Origin of the sequence: Pseudomonas sp., from assembly GCF_026224925.1 — a bacterium.
Classification (GTDB): Bacteria; Pseudomonadota; Gammaproteobacteria; order Pseudomonadales; family Pseudomonadaceae; genus Aquipseudomonas.
Genome location: NZ_JAMFRV010000696.1, coordinates 1 through 14,807 on the forward strand (window position 1 = coordinate 1; position 14,807 = coordinate 14,807).

The 14,807-nt window shown below is 57.4% G+C and carries 11 protein-coding genes; 10 read left to right on the top strand and 1 reads right to left on the bottom strand.

The features are described from left to right. Positions 1-107 precede the first annotated feature (107 nt). Positions 108-1,019 (top strand): LysR family transcriptional regulator, encoded by a 912-nt coding sequence (locus M0974_RS29040; RefSeq protein ID WP_297845175.1) that lies wholly within the window; start codon positions 108-110, stop codon positions 1,017-1,019. Positions 1,020-1,127: 108 nt separating this feature from the next. Further along, on the top strand, positions 1,128-2,150 hold the full coding sequence (locus M0974_RS29045; RefSeq protein ID WP_297845177.1) for an amidohydrolase family protein: 1,023 nt from the start codon (positions 1,128-1,130) through the stop codon (positions 2,148-2,150). A 104-nt stretch (positions 2,151-2,254) separates the two neighbouring features. Here the strand turns inward: M0974_RS29045 and M0974_RS29050 are convergent, their stop codons facing one another. After that, positions 2,255-3,115, bottom strand: a complete 861-nt coding sequence (locus M0974_RS29050; protein ID WP_297845179.1) for an SDR family oxidoreductase — start codon at positions 3,113-3,115, stop codon at positions 2,255-2,257. A gap of 429 nt (positions 3,116-3,544) precedes the next feature. Between M0974_RS29050 and M0974_RS29055 the strand changes: the two genes are divergently transcribed. From M0974_RS29055 to M0974_RS29090, 8 genes are all read left to right on the top strand, one after another. After that, positions 3,545-5,203, top strand: a complete 1,659-nt coding sequence (locus tag M0974_RS29055; RefSeq protein WP_297845181.1) for a DUF1302 family protein — start codon at positions 3,545-3,547, stop codon at positions 5,201-5,203. Between the two features lie 30 nt (positions 5,204-5,233). Continuing rightward, complete coding sequence (locus M0974_RS29060; RefSeq protein ID WP_297845183.1) at positions 5,234-6,592, top strand: DUF1329 domain-containing protein; 1,359 nt, start codon at positions 5,234-5,236, stop codon at positions 6,590-6,592. 211 nt (positions 6,593-6,803) lie between these two features. Next, positions 6,804-7,880: a YCF48-related protein gene (locus M0974_RS29065; RefSeq protein WP_297845185.1), complete on the top strand. Its 1,077-nt coding sequence runs from the start codon at positions 6,804-6,806 to the stop codon at positions 7,878-7,880. Positions 7,881-7,913: 33 nt separating this feature from the next. Continuing rightward, complete coding sequence (locus tag M0974_RS29070; protein ID WP_297845187.1) at positions 7,914-10,415, top strand: MMPL family transporter; 2,502 nt, start codon at positions 7,914-7,916, stop codon at positions 10,413-10,415. Positions 10,416-10,507: 92 nt separating this feature from the next. Beyond that, entirely contained in the window at positions 10,508-11,473 is a 966-nt protein-coding gene (locus tag M0974_RS29075; protein ID WP_297845189.1) for a lactoylglutathione lyase, read from the top strand. Between the two features lies 1 nt (position 11,474). Then, positions 11,475-12,293, top strand: a complete 819-nt coding sequence (locus M0974_RS29080; RefSeq protein WP_297845190.1) for an enoyl-CoA hydratase/isomerase family protein — start codon at positions 11,475-11,477, stop codon at positions 12,291-12,293. 74 nt (positions 12,294-12,367) lie between these two features. After that, the gene (locus M0974_RS29085; protein WP_297845193.1) at positions 12,368-13,198 is read left to right on the top strand and encodes an SDR family oxidoreductase; all 831 of its coding nucleotides are present in this window, start codon (positions 12,368-12,370) and stop codon (positions 13,196-13,198) included. A gap of 112 nt (positions 13,199-13,310) precedes the next feature. Next, on the top strand, positions 13,311-14,807 hold a 1,497-nt coding region (locus tag M0974_RS29090), incomplete at its 3' end, for an NAD(P)/FAD-dependent oxidoreductase (RefSeq protein ID WP_297845192.1).

Genomic DNA, 14,807 nt, shown 5'->3' on the forward strand with positions numbered 1-14,807 from the left:
CATTGCAGGCGGGGCTGCCCGGTACCGTAACGCTTGCGCAAGTGAGTGTAACGATTGATGGTCCTTCGGGAACTCATAAAAACAAGACGTAGGTATCAGAAAAGCAAATGGCAAAAGGCAATGATATTTCGCTGCGGCAACTCAGGTATTTCGTCGCGGCAGCCGATGCGGGGCAGTTCTCTCAGGCTGCGTTGAAAGTCCATGTATCACAGTCGGCGGTGACTGCTGCGGTGCTGCAACTGGAAGAGGCGCTGGGCGTGTCGTTGTTCGACCGTCTGCGCTATGGCGTCGAACTGACGGCCGAGGGTCACAAGTTCGCGCAACACGCCCGACATATGCTCGATACCTTGCAGGATGCGCTGAGCGAACCGTTATTTCTCAGTCATGCCATGGAGGGTGTGGTTCGCGTCGGTGCGTCCTATACGGTGCTTGGTTATTTCCTGCCGGCGCTGCTGGCTCGTTTCAAACGCAGCTATCCGCAGGTCGAAATCGATCTGATCGACATGGACCGCTCGACCATCGAAGCCTCGATAGCTGATGGCAGCCTCGATCTGGGGCTAACCATTGTCTCCAACGCCCGCAATCTGCACCTTTTCGAACATCATGTGCTGATTCGCTCGCGCCGTCAGTTGTGGCTGTCCAGCCAGCATCCCCTGATGTCGGTGCCTTCGATCAGCCTGGAGGAAGTGGCAAAATATCCGTACATCCTGGCTACGGTGGACGAAGGCGAGGTATCGACGTCGCGCTACTGGCAGTCCCAAGGACTCGCGCCGAAGGTCGCGTTCAGTACCTCATCCATGGAAGCCTTGCGTGGGCTGGTTGCGCACGGGTTTGGTGTGAGTATTTTGTCGGACATGCTCTATCGAGCCTGGTCGCTGGAGGGCAAAAAAATCGATATCCGTCCACTAAGCGACGCCATCCCTCCGATGGAGTTGGGCTTGATCTGGCGTCCGGACAGCGTTCTGCCCAGTCCCGCCGAGGCCTTCCGGCAGTTTTTGATTATGGCCTGCGCGTCCTGAATACTTTAATTTAGTTGAACATAAATGTAATAACTGTCTATATGTACGTTCGTATGCCCGAGGAGAATCCCGGCGCCAAGCATAGACCACAATAATAAGGAGAAAAACATGCTGATAGACGTACACGCGCACCTGTTGACCAAGGGAATGCTCAACCAGCATGAATTCTGGGGGCCGTTCATGAAGACCCAAGGGTTGACGGTGGGGCACTTTTCGCTGGGCACCAAGCAACCGACGAAGGCCGCCACCGACGAAGAGGCTGAGGCCAACTTGCTGGCGCGTATGACCCACGCCAGCCGCCGAAAGCTGATGGCTGAACGTGGCGTCGACAAGCTGGTTCTGTCTACGCCGTCCCACGCGTTTATGTATTGGGCCGGGGAGTTCGGTACCGAGTACGCGCGGACCTGTAACGATGAGTTGTCAGCGTTCTGCCGCGCCGATCCTGCGCATTTTGATTTTTGGTGCCACGCCAACCTGGCCGAACCTGCTGCCGCGGTCAAAGAGATTGAGCGAGCGGTAACCCAACTCGGGGCCAAGGGGGTGTGCGTCGGTGGCGCGAACTTTAACGGGTTAGAGGCGCATGACGAACGATTGTTTCCGGTCTGGGAGAAGTTAACGCAGCTGGATGTACCGATCATGGTCCACGGTTACAATCAATCGATTTACTTGGGTGAAAAGCATACCGAGGATAAATTTGAGACCAGCTCTATCGTGGGCGACTGTGTCGATGAAACGTTGTTTTTTTGGTATTTGATCTGCGGCGGCGCGCTAGATGTTTTCCCAACCTTGAAAACCTACATTACCCACGCGGGCGGTATGGCGGTGTTCCAGTTGGGACGCTTGAGCGAGCTGAATCGGGCCATGGCACCGGATACGCGTAATAAACGGCCGTTGATGGACTATCTGGCAAACTTCTATTTCGACCTCGACGTGCATGCGCCAGGTTTGCGTCGCGGTGTGGCAGAGGTTGTGGGCAGTGAGCGGCTGTTGTACGGGACCAATTTTGGCGGCGCCTACGACCACGGCGACTTGACTGAAGGGCTGGGGTTATCGGTGCAAGAACGCGAGCGGATTCGCAGTGGCAACGCGATTGAGCTGTTGAAGCTGGATGTGCCAGTGACGGTGGCTTGATTACCGACGGTTGATGCAATTCTGTGGGGGCGAACTCATTCGCGAATGGCTTGACGCGGAATGTCTGACAGACCGCGTTGCTTGATTCCCGAATGAGTTCGGTCCTACAGGGTTTCGATAGCGTTAAGCCCTTCGTTACGTTTTTTTACCATCTCGGTGAAGTCACGCTTGAGCGTCGGGAAGTAGGCGATCTGTCCACCCATGCCCCCCGCGATGTCGATCGATGCGGCGCTGATGAAGCTGGCGTATTCGCTCGCCAGGAACAACGCCATGCCGGCCACGTCCTCAGGCTTGCCATAGCGCCCCAGAGGCACGACCTTCATGACCATGGCGTCGAACTCTTCCCGGGTGACGCCTGGTCCCATCTCCTTGTAGTGACGATCCCACTGCCCAGTGTCTATCCAACCCATGTTTAGGCTGTTGACCAAGATGTTGTCCTTGGGCAGCGACATCCCCAATGACCGCGACAGCGCGATGCACGATGCACGATTGATCACTGAAGGAATGCCATCGGGTGTCGGAATCACACCCGCCAGCGCATTGATTTCGATTATTCGCCCCCAGCGCTGCTGACGCATGTGCGGCACCACCGCCTGCACAAAACGGAAGTGGCCCATCTGCAAGATATTGGCGTGTTCCAGAATCAGTTCCGGAGTCAGCGTCTCAAGATTGCCTCCGCGCCCCTGACCGGCGTTGTTGACTAGCACATCGACGCCGCCCCAGGCAGATGCAACTTCAGCGACGAAGGCTTTGACGCCCTCGCTATCGGTCACGTCCACAGCACGGGCGATGACCGCCTGAGCCTGCTCCGCTAACTGATCACCCGCGGCTTTCACCGCCTCCTCACTGCGGGCGCAAATTGCGACACGGGCGCCTTCAGCGGCGAAGGCGCGGGCGATTGCCAAACCGATACCGCGTGACGCACCCGTTACGATGACGCGTTTTCCACTCAGATCAATGTTCATGACGGTTCCTGTGCTGTTGTTGTTTTTCTGGCTACCTGTCAGGTCGTATCGGTGCACTGTCGCAGCTCGACTTCGACCGGGTTAAACCATTTAAACCGAAAAATACCGACGGACAAAGATTATTTGAACATTTATGTTTGATCTGTTCAGTAACGCCCGAAGGCGCTAAGCTGCGGCTTAGCAGCCGAAAGCATCGATTTACAATTAATTCTGTATAGAGAACTGCAATCTTTATGTGGAATTTTGAATTCTGATCCGTTACGGTGGCATTCAGCTGAAGAGGCTTGGCGATTAGTCGAAGTGGCGCGAGCCCTCAGGAGCCAACCGTTCAGATGGAAGTACGCAGTGACGGAGCAAGCTGTATAAGTCGCTGAAGAAACCGTTTGAATGTACATAAACGACTGAAAATAAAAATAAAAGGTAGTTTGTATGAACGACATGTTTCGCTGCAGTCGAAAAATTACCCACGGAGCACTGACGCTCCTGACGCTGGGCATCGCTCAAGGCGCTTTCGCAGCCGCCATTGATTTGCCTAACCCGGATTACCGCCTACGGATCGATACAACCGTGCGCTACAACCTGGGTATGCGTATGGAAGGTCAGGACAGCCACATCGCCCACAGCCCTTCTTATGACGAGTCTGATGGCAAGTTCGGCAAGGGCGATATTGTTACAGATCGTCTCGATCTGTTGAGCGAAATCGATTTCTCGTACCTGAATCAGTGGGGCGCTCGACTGAGTGCTTCCGGCTGGTATGACCAGGCTTATCACAACACCGACGTAAAAAGTAACGTTGCCGGGTACGCCACCAGTTACAACAACAACAGCTATAGCAGCGAGGTTAAACGCTACGTTCGCGGGCCATCAGGGGAAATTCTCGATGCCTTCGTGTGGAAGAACTTCAATATTGGCGCCACGCCGGTCAACGTGAAGATCGGTCGTCACACTAACTACTGGGGTGAAGGCCTGCTGTTCGGCGCCCACGCCATTTCCTATTCCCAGGCACCCACCGATGGCGTGAAAGCGTCAACCAGTCCGGGTATCGAAACCAAGGAAGTGTTCCTGCCACTCGGGCAGATATCCGCCAAAGCGCAAGTCACTGACAACCTGTCAGTCGCCGGTCAGTACTTCTATGAATGGGAACCCACCCGGATTCCGTTCGGTGGTACTTACTTTGGCGCAGCCGACCCCCTATTTGAGGGCCCGGACCGTCTTCCAGTGGCAGCCAACGGCGCGACCTTCCAACGCCAGGATTCGAAGTTCGGGCGTGAGGGTCAGAACTGGGGTGTGATGTCCAAACTTAACGTTGAAGCCATCGAATCAACCTTCGGCGTTTACTACCGCCAGTTCGATGACTATCAGCCTTGGTTTTCCCCTGAAGTCAAAGCTGCGCTGGGCGAGTACCGAGTCATCTATCCGCGCGGTGTGAAGTTGGCGGGTATGAGCTTCTCGCGGGTATTCGACACTGTTTCGGTCGGTTCTGACCTGTCGTATCGCCATAACGGCGCGTTGAATGCCACGGGTATCAGCACGGCCGACAACGAAGGCCCGCGCGGTAACACCATTCACTTCGTGGCCAACGCCGTGTACGGCGTACCGCGTAACTTCATCTCGGACAACGGCACGCTGGTCGGTGAGTTTGCCTACAGCCACCTGGACAGCGTCACAGAACACCCTGAGTTGTTCAAAGGTGATACCACTGCTCAATGCGTCAACGGCCACACGCCGACTATTGCTGGTTCAGGTGACAAGTCTGACGGCTGCTCGACCAAAAACTACTATGCCGTGGCAGTTAACTACACGCCGCAATACTTGAACGTTTTCCCATCGTGGGATATGGATGTACCGATCACCGCCAACTATGGTATTCACGGCAACGCAGCCACAGCAGGCGGCGGTAGCGAAGGCGCATTGGCTTGGTCTGTAGGTACCCACTGGACCTACGCCCAGCTGTATGAATTCACGCTCCGTTATGCAGACACTGCAGCCCAAGCCAAGAACCTGAGCAATAACACCGTAGCCGGTAACGGCAACGTCGGTGGTACTGACCGCGGCTGGCTGGACTTCACGTTTAAAACCTCCTTCTGATAAATCCAATAAAAACGGAGACAGTCTGAAATGAAAAGACAACTTGCCTTATCCGTTGTTCTCCTGGGGTTTGCCGCCACGGCCCTGGCCGCAGCACCTGACGCCCAGGAATTGGGTAAGAGCCTGACGCCCTTCGGTGCGATCAAGGCTGGCAACGCCGAGGGGACCATTCCTGCTTACGAGGGCGGTTACACCAAAATTCCTGAGGGCTTCAAGCCGGACAGTGGCTTTTGGGTCGATCCGTTCAAGGACGAGAAACCGCTGTTTCGCATTGATGCGAAAAACGTCGATAAGTACGCGGATAAATTGAGCGAAGGTCAGAAGATGATGCTCAAGAAATTCCCTGACTACTATTTCGACATTTTCCCCACTCACCGCACTACGGCCTATCCGAAAGACGTACTCGAAGCGACCACGCGTAATGGCAGCCTGACCTGCATCCTCAAAGACGGCTTGGCGGTCGATCCAGCGTGCCGCGGCGGGCTTCCGTTTCCATTGCCAAAAACGGGCAACGAGGTCATGTGGAACCAGCAACTGCGCTTCCGCGTTGGCCATGGTTATTCGACCACCTCGTCGTCCAACAGCTGGGTGATTGACGCCAACGGCGTCGTGACCAAGACGGCTGAACAGGCCACCTTCGAAGAAGCACCTTGGTATCAGGTAGATCAGGCTGATCGCGATCCGATGATGTATTCCCGGGTGTTCTCGGTGAACGGCTATCCGGCACGCCGCGCGGGTGAAGTGGTTGGGCTCAACGACTACCTCGACCCTGGCGCCAAGCCACGTCGCTCCTGGAGTTATTCGCCGGGGCAACGTCGGGTCAAACTGGCGCCTGAGTTCAACTACGACACTCCGGTGGCGAGTCAGGGCGGTGTGACGCTGTTCGACGAATTGCAGATGTTTTCCGGCGCTCAAGACCGTTTCGATTACAAACTGGTCGGCCGCAAGGAAATGTACATTCCGTACAACGCCTACAAGTTCTATTTCGATGCCAAGCAAGAAGATCAATTCATGCCGCATCACGCCAACCCGGCGCTGGAGCGTTGGGAATTGCACCGCGTATGGGTAGTTGAAGCGACTCTCAAGCCGGGCATGCGTCACGTTTACGGCAAGCGTACTTACTACCTCGACGAAGACACCTTTGGCGCGGGTCTGTATGACGCCTGGGACAAGAGCGGCGCGCTGTACCGTTCGATCTTCCTGGGTGGTATCCAGATGTACGACAAAACCATTCCGTACAACGTGAAAAACGTGGTCTACGACTTCAACAAGGGCATGTGGGCTTTGCTCAACGACGGCCTCAAGGGTGGTTACAAGATCTCTGATACGCCACGGGCCGAGCGCGACATGAACGCCGAGGCAATCGTTGCCAAGGAAACCCAGCGCTAGCCAGCTGCGGATTGGCCGCGCGACAGCGATCTCATCTCGCTGCGCGTGGCCGAGCACTACCGCTTTACCCATGATTAGCGAAAGTGTGCGGCGTCGGCTCAGGCTGCGTCGCACACCGGTTGCACGGTTGAGGACAATAATAATGACCCATCCCGGCCTTTACGTAATTCAGTCGGTTGCCCGTGTTATTCGGTTAACGAGTGCTACTCGTTTGACGAGTGCCACCCTAATTTCTTTGGCGCTGCTCGGCGGTGTCGCACACGCGGCATCGAACGTCATCGTCGATACCTTGCGCGAACCTGCTCCCGTGGTCGACTTGCGTTTGCCGGCGCCGGTATTAGCCGTGGCCCGCGCCGGTGAGGCCTTGGTCAGCGTGGGGCTGCACGGTTTGATTCAGCGGTCGGTCGACGGTGGCCAGACTTGGCAGCAAATGCCCAGCCCGGTCGCGACTGACCTGGTGCAGGTACGCTTTCGCGACGCCTTCAACGGTTGGGCCGTCGGCCACGACTCTGTGGTGTTGCACACCCTCGACGGCGGTTTGACCTGGAAGACCCAGCTCGATGGCCGTAGTTTGCTGACGCTGTTACGTAGTATCTACAGTCCACGCGCCGATAAAGGCGATGAAGTCGCCGCGAGCATGCTTCAGGAAGTCACGCTGGCGCTCAGTACTTCGGCCACCCCGGACGTATTGAGCGCTCCGTTTCTCGACGTGTTGTTCGACGCACAGGGCAACGGCTTTGTGGTCGGCGCGTTTGGCATGATCTTGCGCAGTGCTGACGACGGCAAAACCTGGGAGCCCTGGACCGATCGCACCGACAACGGGCGACGCATGCACCTGTACGGGCTGGCCGAAGATGCTGGAGTGTTCTATGTCAGCGGCGAACAAGGCCTGCTGATGCGTCTCGATCCCGCGACCCAACACTTCACGCTGGTCACTACGCCGTATGCCGGCACGTTGTTTGGCGTCAATGCCAAAGCTGATCTGCTACTGGTTTATGGGCTACGCGGCAATCTGTTCGCCAGTCGCGACAATGGGCAGAACTGGCAGAAAGTCGAAACTGGAATTGATTCCAGCCTGGTGAGCACCGTCGACCAAGGCTCCACCACGATTTTGGTCAGCCAGGGCGGGCAGATCGCCGCATTGGATCGCAGCACCTTGCAAGTCACTGCGCTTGTCACCGAGCCGGGCGGAGATATTTACGCCGCCAGCGATTCCGGTCAGGCCGGACAACTGATCGTGACCCGTTTTTCCGGTACCAAGGTCGTTCAGATCGCGAAGGCGAACTGAGTCCACCCGGCACCTTTGAGTGAGAAAGCAGCGATGGTAGAGCAAAAGTACAACAGCGGAATGCCGGTGATACGCGACCTCAAGGACTTCGACAAGTCGTCCGGCGGTTTGCTTGAGCGGATCATTTTCAATAACCGCATTTTGATAATCGTCGCCTGCGTTCTGGCTACTTTGACGCTGGGTTTTTTCGCAACGCGGCTGCAGGTCAACGCCAGCTTCGAAAAAATGATTCCAAGCAACAGCCCGTACATCAAGAATTACCTGGCCTATAAAAATCAGCTGCCGGGGTTGGGCAATACCATTCGCATCGTGGTCGAGAATAAAAAAGGTGACATCTACGACCCGGAATATCTGCAGACTCTGCAAAAAGCCAACGACACCCTCTACCTGATTCCGGGCGTTGATCGCTCGTGGATGAAGTCGTTGTGGATGCCCATCGTGCGCTGGAAAGAAGTGACCGAGCAGGGCATCGAAGGCGGCGCCGTGATGCCGTCGACCTATAACGGCAGCGAGGCCTCGATCAACGCCTTACGCCAGAACATCGCCCGGGCCGGGATCGTCGGCAACCTGGTGTCCAACGATTCGAAGTCGAGCATGATCGTCGCGCCGTTGCTTGATACCAACCCGAAAACCGGTTTACCCCTGAGTTATGGTGACTTCTCCAAGCAGCTGGAAGAACAGATTCGTTCGCTGGAAAGCCCAACCATCGGTATCCATATCGTCGGCTTCAGCAAGCTGGTTGGCGACTTGATCGATGGCTTGTATTCGGTGATGTTCTTCTTCGGCATCTCGGTGGTGATCGCCGCGCTGTTCGTTTACTTCTACACCCGATGCCTGCGCAGCACCTTGTTGCTGGTCGGCGTGGCGATTGCCGGTGTGGTGTGGCTGCTGGGCTTGATGGAGCTGCTCGGCTACGAGCTGGACCCGTATTCGATTCTGGTGCCTTTCCTGATCTTCGCCATTGGCCTGTCCCATGGCACGCAGAAAATGAATGGCATCCTGCAGGACATTGGTCGCGGCACCCATAAATACATCGCTGCGCGTTATACCTTCCGCCGCCTGTTCTTGACCGGTCTGACGGCACTGCTGACCAATATCGTCGGCTTCGCGGTGCTGGTCATCATCGATATTCCGGTGATCCGCGACTTGGCACTGACTACCAGCATTGGTGTGGCGGTACTGATTTTCACCAAATTGCTGCTGATTCCGGTGGCGTTGTCGTACATCGGCGTGAGCAAAAAAGCGGCGCGCATTGCCATTGAAAAAGACCAGGCTGGCGAAGCCAATAAAGGGCTGTTGGGGCGCATCTGGAAAAGTCTTGACCGCTTCACCGAACGACGCTGGGCCACGGCCGTCATCGTCATGTCGGTAGCCGTCACAGCGGTAGGTTGCGTGGTGATGATGCACCTGAAAGTGGGTGACCTTGACCCGGGTGCCCCGGAGTTACGCCCCGACTCACGCTATAACCGCGACAGTGCCTTCATCACCGCCAACTACGGGCTGTCCAGCGACCAGTTTGTAGTGATCATGAAGACAGCCGAAGACAGCTGTCGTCTGTACCCGGCGTTGCAGGCCATGGACCAGTTGGCTTGGCGCCTGCGTCAAACTGAAGGCGTGCAGACCACGAATTCTTTGGCGGAAAACGTGCGGATGATTACCGCAGGGATGGCCGAGGGCAGCGGTAAATGGCTGACTATCAGCCGTGACCAGGCAATCACCAACTCGTCGGTTGACGCCGCGATGATTTCCTCACCGGGCATCACTAACCAACAGTGTTCGGTGACGCCACTGATTGCTTACTTGACCGACCACAAGGCCGACACCCTGACTCGGGTGCTGAACGTGGCCGAAGACTTCGCCAAGCAGAACAACAGCAAACCCGACGCACCGCAATTCCTGCTGGCGGCCGGTAACGCGGGGATTGAAGCGGCGACCAATATCGAGGTCGAGAAGGGCATCATCACCATGTATTTCGCGGTCTACGGCGCCACCGCGCTGTTGTGCCTGCTGACCTTCCGCAGCTGGCGCGCGACGCTGGTGGCGATCATTCCGCTGATCATGACCACCATCATCTGCAAAGCATTGATGGTCTGGCTGGGAATTGGTCTTAAGGTCGCGACCCTACCGGTCATTGCCGTAGGTGTCGGGGTCGGCGTGGATTACGCCTTGTATCTGCTCAGCGTGCAGTTAGCGGTACAGGCACGTGGCGGTTCACTGGCAACGGCTTATCGTCGCTCGCTGGACTTCACTGGCCGGGTGGTGGCCTTGATCGGTCTGACCATGGCCGCTGGTGTGATTACCTGGGCCTGGTCGCCGATCAAGTTCCAGGCCGACATGGGCATCCTCCTGACCTTCATGTTCTTGTGGAACATGCTCGGCGCTCTGGTACTGATCCCGGCGCTGTCGCACTTCCTGTTAAATCCAAAAATCAACACCTCGGCGCAAGAATCCGAGGTGGATCAGTCCGGTGCGGTTGAACCGCTGCTACCAGAGCATCGGCCGCGAAAAAACTCTGCCGCGATCATCGCGCATTAGTGCTCAGGCCCGAACAGGCAGCTGCCGACGAATAAAAAAAGGACCTGTCGCTTGAACGATGGGTCGAGTGAATACGCTAAGGGGATAACGGTATGTTCGAATTATTGATGAGCGCTGACATGATGGTTCCGGATCCGGACGCCATGACCGAGAAACTGGTCGATAAGCTCGGTATTTTCAAACACGAGCGCTGGCGTCAGGCGTTCGATCATCATCCGTACATCGCGCATTTTTTGCGGGTACACAAATCGCTGGCGGTCTCGCCGACCCGTGTCGAGCCTCAGTGGCACCTGGACAAGCCGAACCTGGGCGATCCGCTGTTTCACGACTTCCTTGAAAGCCTGAAAGAGTTTCAGGGGCGCCACCGGCCGATGATCACCCATTCCATCGTGTTGGCGACCCACGGCCACAAGTTCGACGCTCTGGTAGAAAAACTTATGCGTCGCCGCCTGCCTTTCCGTATGGCGCAGCGCACTGACGACATGCCGTTCGACCGTCTATGGCTAGGTGCGACTCCAGAACAACCGTATTACCAGCCTTCGGTAGACGGCGGCCTGTGCATTGAAATCATGCCGATGGAACCGTTGCAGATGCCGCCGGAGACCTTTGCCGAGCCTGCACCCCAGGCAAAAGACCCCAAGCCCGGCGACATGATTCGCGTCACCGCACGCGGTTTTCTGGTGCGTGATCTGGATGACACCCTGCGCCGTTGCTCAAGCAACCTTGATTGGGAGCCCAGCGGTCCGGTTCAAACCCTGCACGGCGAAGGTTATCGCCGGGCGCGCATGGGCTTCACTCTGGCCAACAGCGCCACATTGGACATCATCGAAGCCAGCCGTTGGGATGGCGATGCAGGGTTGTACCTCAACAGCTGGGGCCCTGGCCCTTACTACATCCGCATTGGTGTCCACGGTCTGGCGGCGAAGGCCGATGACCTGCGCGCCCGTGGTACTAAATTCCAGTGGATCGAATCCAGTGAAGCGGTAGGCGGTAAATCGCTGATTCGTATCGATCCTAAAGAACTTGACGGTCAGTTGTTTGAGTTCGAGGAGTGCTGAAATGAATGGCAGATCCTTGCAGGACTCATCGATTGTGATCAATGAGGCAGTTCGTATTGAACGTGAGGGCGCGATTGGCTGGTTGATCCTGACCCGCCCCGGGCAGATCAACGCCATCAATGACAACATCCGTCAAGGTGCGCCAGCCGGACTGCGCATCCTGGAAGCTGACCGTGATGTGCGGGTGATCATTATTCGCGGTGAAGGTGATCGCGGGTTTTGTGCCGGTGCCGACATCAAGGAGCGGCGGGGTGACGAAACGGCCTTGCAGGTTCGTCAGCGGATGCAAGGTTCACGCTGGATCGAGGTATTGGACAGCATCGCCAAACCGGTGGTGGCTGCAATCCATGGTTACTGCATGGGCGGTGGCCTGGAACTGGCGCTGGCCTGCGACATTCGTTTTGCAGCGCCAGACGCGATTTTTGCGCTGCCGGAAACTGGCCTCGGCTTGATTCCTGGTGGTGGCGGAACCCAGCGCCTGTCGCGGGTGGTAGCGCCGGGGCGGGCGTTGGATATGCTGTTGACCGGTGACCGAATGAACGCCAGCGAAGCCCGTGAAATCGGGCTGGTCAGCCGGATTGCCAGTGACAGCGCCAGTCTGTTGCAAGAAGTCGCGACCTTTGCCTTGCGTATCGCCGCCAAGCCGCCCGCGGCCTCGGCCTTCGTTAAGCAGGCGGCGAGGGCTGCACTGGAACTGGACTTGAAAAGCGGCCTGGAACTGGAGCTGGATCTGTTCGCGCTGTTGGCGCCAAGCAAAGACGTAAAGGAAGCCGCGTTGGCCTTCGCTGAGCGTCGTGAGCCGCTGTTTACCGGTGAATAAGCGCTGCTGTTGAGCGGTGCGTTTCATTACGAGTTTTAGAACAACAAGAAGAGCACACCATGAACACAGGATCGATTAACACAGGAAAGCTGGCAGGACGGGTCGCCATCGTTACCGGCGCCGGCAATGGCCTGGGCGCCGAATGTGCCCGGGTATTGGCCGGTCACGGGGCGCAGGTAGTGGTGGTCGATATTGACGGCGGTGCAGCGATCACCGTAGCGGAATCGCTGGCCATATACGGCGTCGAGTCCATGGCGCTACGGGTCGACGTGTCTTCGGAGGAAGAAGTCGAGGACATGGTGATCCAGATCAAACGCCGCTTTGGTCGCATCGATGTACTGCACAACAATGCTGCCGTGCTCAACGTCGAACAGCGCCAGCGTGACCGCGATATTTGCAACCTGGATATGGCGGCTTTTGATAGGGCTATCGCGGTGAACCTGCGCGGCGCAGTGCTGTGCAGCAAGTACGCGATTCCAGTAATGCTGGAGCATAAAAGCGGATCGGTGATTTTCGCCACCTCAGGTTTGGGCATGCAGGGCGACCTGTCGCTGACCGGCTACGCCACTTCCAAGGCTGCGTTGATGATGCTGCCCAAGCTGATTGCCGCGCAGTACGGCAAGCAGGGCATTCGGGCCAACGCGGTGCAAATCGGCTTGGCGCCAGCGGAAAACGCCCACGCTTCAATGCCTGCCGAATTGTTGGACATCATCCGCGACAACCACCTGACCCCAGAGCTGGGCACGCCTCGGCAGATTGCCGATGTGGTGGCGTTCCTGGCGTCGGATGAGTCGTCGTTTGTCACCGGCACCACGCTGGTGGCCGATGGCGGTTTCAGCAGCCATACGCCGTCATTGGTGGCGATGCGCGCGCTGTTCGAAAAACTGGGTCGCGCGGGCATGTAAACGCCTCCCGTATTCTTTTCACCTGCAGGCTGACGCGCTGTGTATCGACACGGCGTAGCGCCGCCTCGCGGGTGCTCTACGCACTGTGATGCAAGCCTGAAGGGATCTGGACATGAACAATGCTGCGCAGAAATCCGAATACGATGTGGTGATTGTCGGCGGCGGCCATAACGGCTTGTCGGCCGGCTGCTACCTGGCAGCGGAAGGCAAATCCGTGGTGGTGCTGGAAGCGTTGGATAAGGTCGGCGGCATGGCGTCGTCTGGCTATCTGATCCCTGAAGCGCCGCAGCATCTGGTGCACCCGTGCGCCGCTGACTTGTTGTCGCTGCGTGCGCATTCGGTGGTTGAAGAGTTGCAGCTGGAACGGCATGGTTTCAAGCAGGTGGAGCTTAAGCCAGCGTATGTCTATCTGCACCCGGACGGCACCTCTTTGGTGTTCTGGCGTGACCCCGCGAAAACTGCTGAAGAAATCCGCAAGTTCTGCCCAGAAGATGCCGACGCTTACATGAAGTTCATCGAGGTGATCTACGCCTTGCTCGACGTCGTGCACCCGATGATGCGCGTCGACCCGGCGCAGAAAAATTTCGGCGTCAAGTTCAAGGCCTTCCGTACGTTGCGCAAACATAAGGCGCTCAAGGCGGACATTTTTGCCCTGGCCACGGGCTCGGCCTATGGCGCTGCGGTGGAACGCTTTGTACACCCGGTGACCATCTCGGCACTGACCTGTTTGACTGGCGCTGCGGGCCCGGTCAAGGCTGATGGCAGTGGTTTGTATTTTGCGGTGCTGGGCTTCCTGCACCGCTTTGGTATCGGCCGACCGATTGGCGGCATGCAGACCATTCCGGACGCAATGCTCGCGCGTTTCAAAGAGCTGGGTGGGGAAGTGCGCACCCACGTGTCGGTCAGCGAGATCATTTCGGTCAAGGGCCGTGCGACAGGGGTAAGACTGGCGGACGGGCAGGTGATCAAGGCCAAAGCCGTCGTCGCCAGCTGCCACCCGAAAATGGCCCTGGACATGGTCACTGCCGGAGAGCTAGAGCGTAAGTGGCTGACCCGAATCGCCATGGCTCCGGCCAATGCCCATGGCGGTTCGCCGCTGAAAGTTGATATCGCCCTGAGTGGCCAGATCAGCGTGCCACTGCATCAGTCGAAACGTACCGATGGCTTAAATTTGCGGGGCCCGGTGTTGTTGGTCGGGACCGCGGAAGCGGTAATCGAGAACTTTGAATCCGCAGCTCGCGGTGAAATTCCGACGTTGCCATGGATGTGGATCGCCACCCCTAGCGCCATCGATGCCTCGCAAGCCCCCGACGGTCAAGACATCGTTTACCTGTACCCGCCAGCGATGCCGGTTAACCCACGGGAAGGCTGGGACGCGATCCGTGCCGAAGCCATACGCCGTACGATTGAATTTGCCAGCCAATACGTGCCTGAGATTGCCACGATGGAGATCGGCCGCCGCACCGAAAACGCACCGGAACTGGCCAAACGCCTCAATGCGCACAACGGCTGCGTACTGCACATCGACACCTCAATCTTCCGCTCCAGCGGCATGCGCCCGGCAGCGGGCCTGGGCGGAGACACACTGCCCATCGCCGGGTTGTTCTTC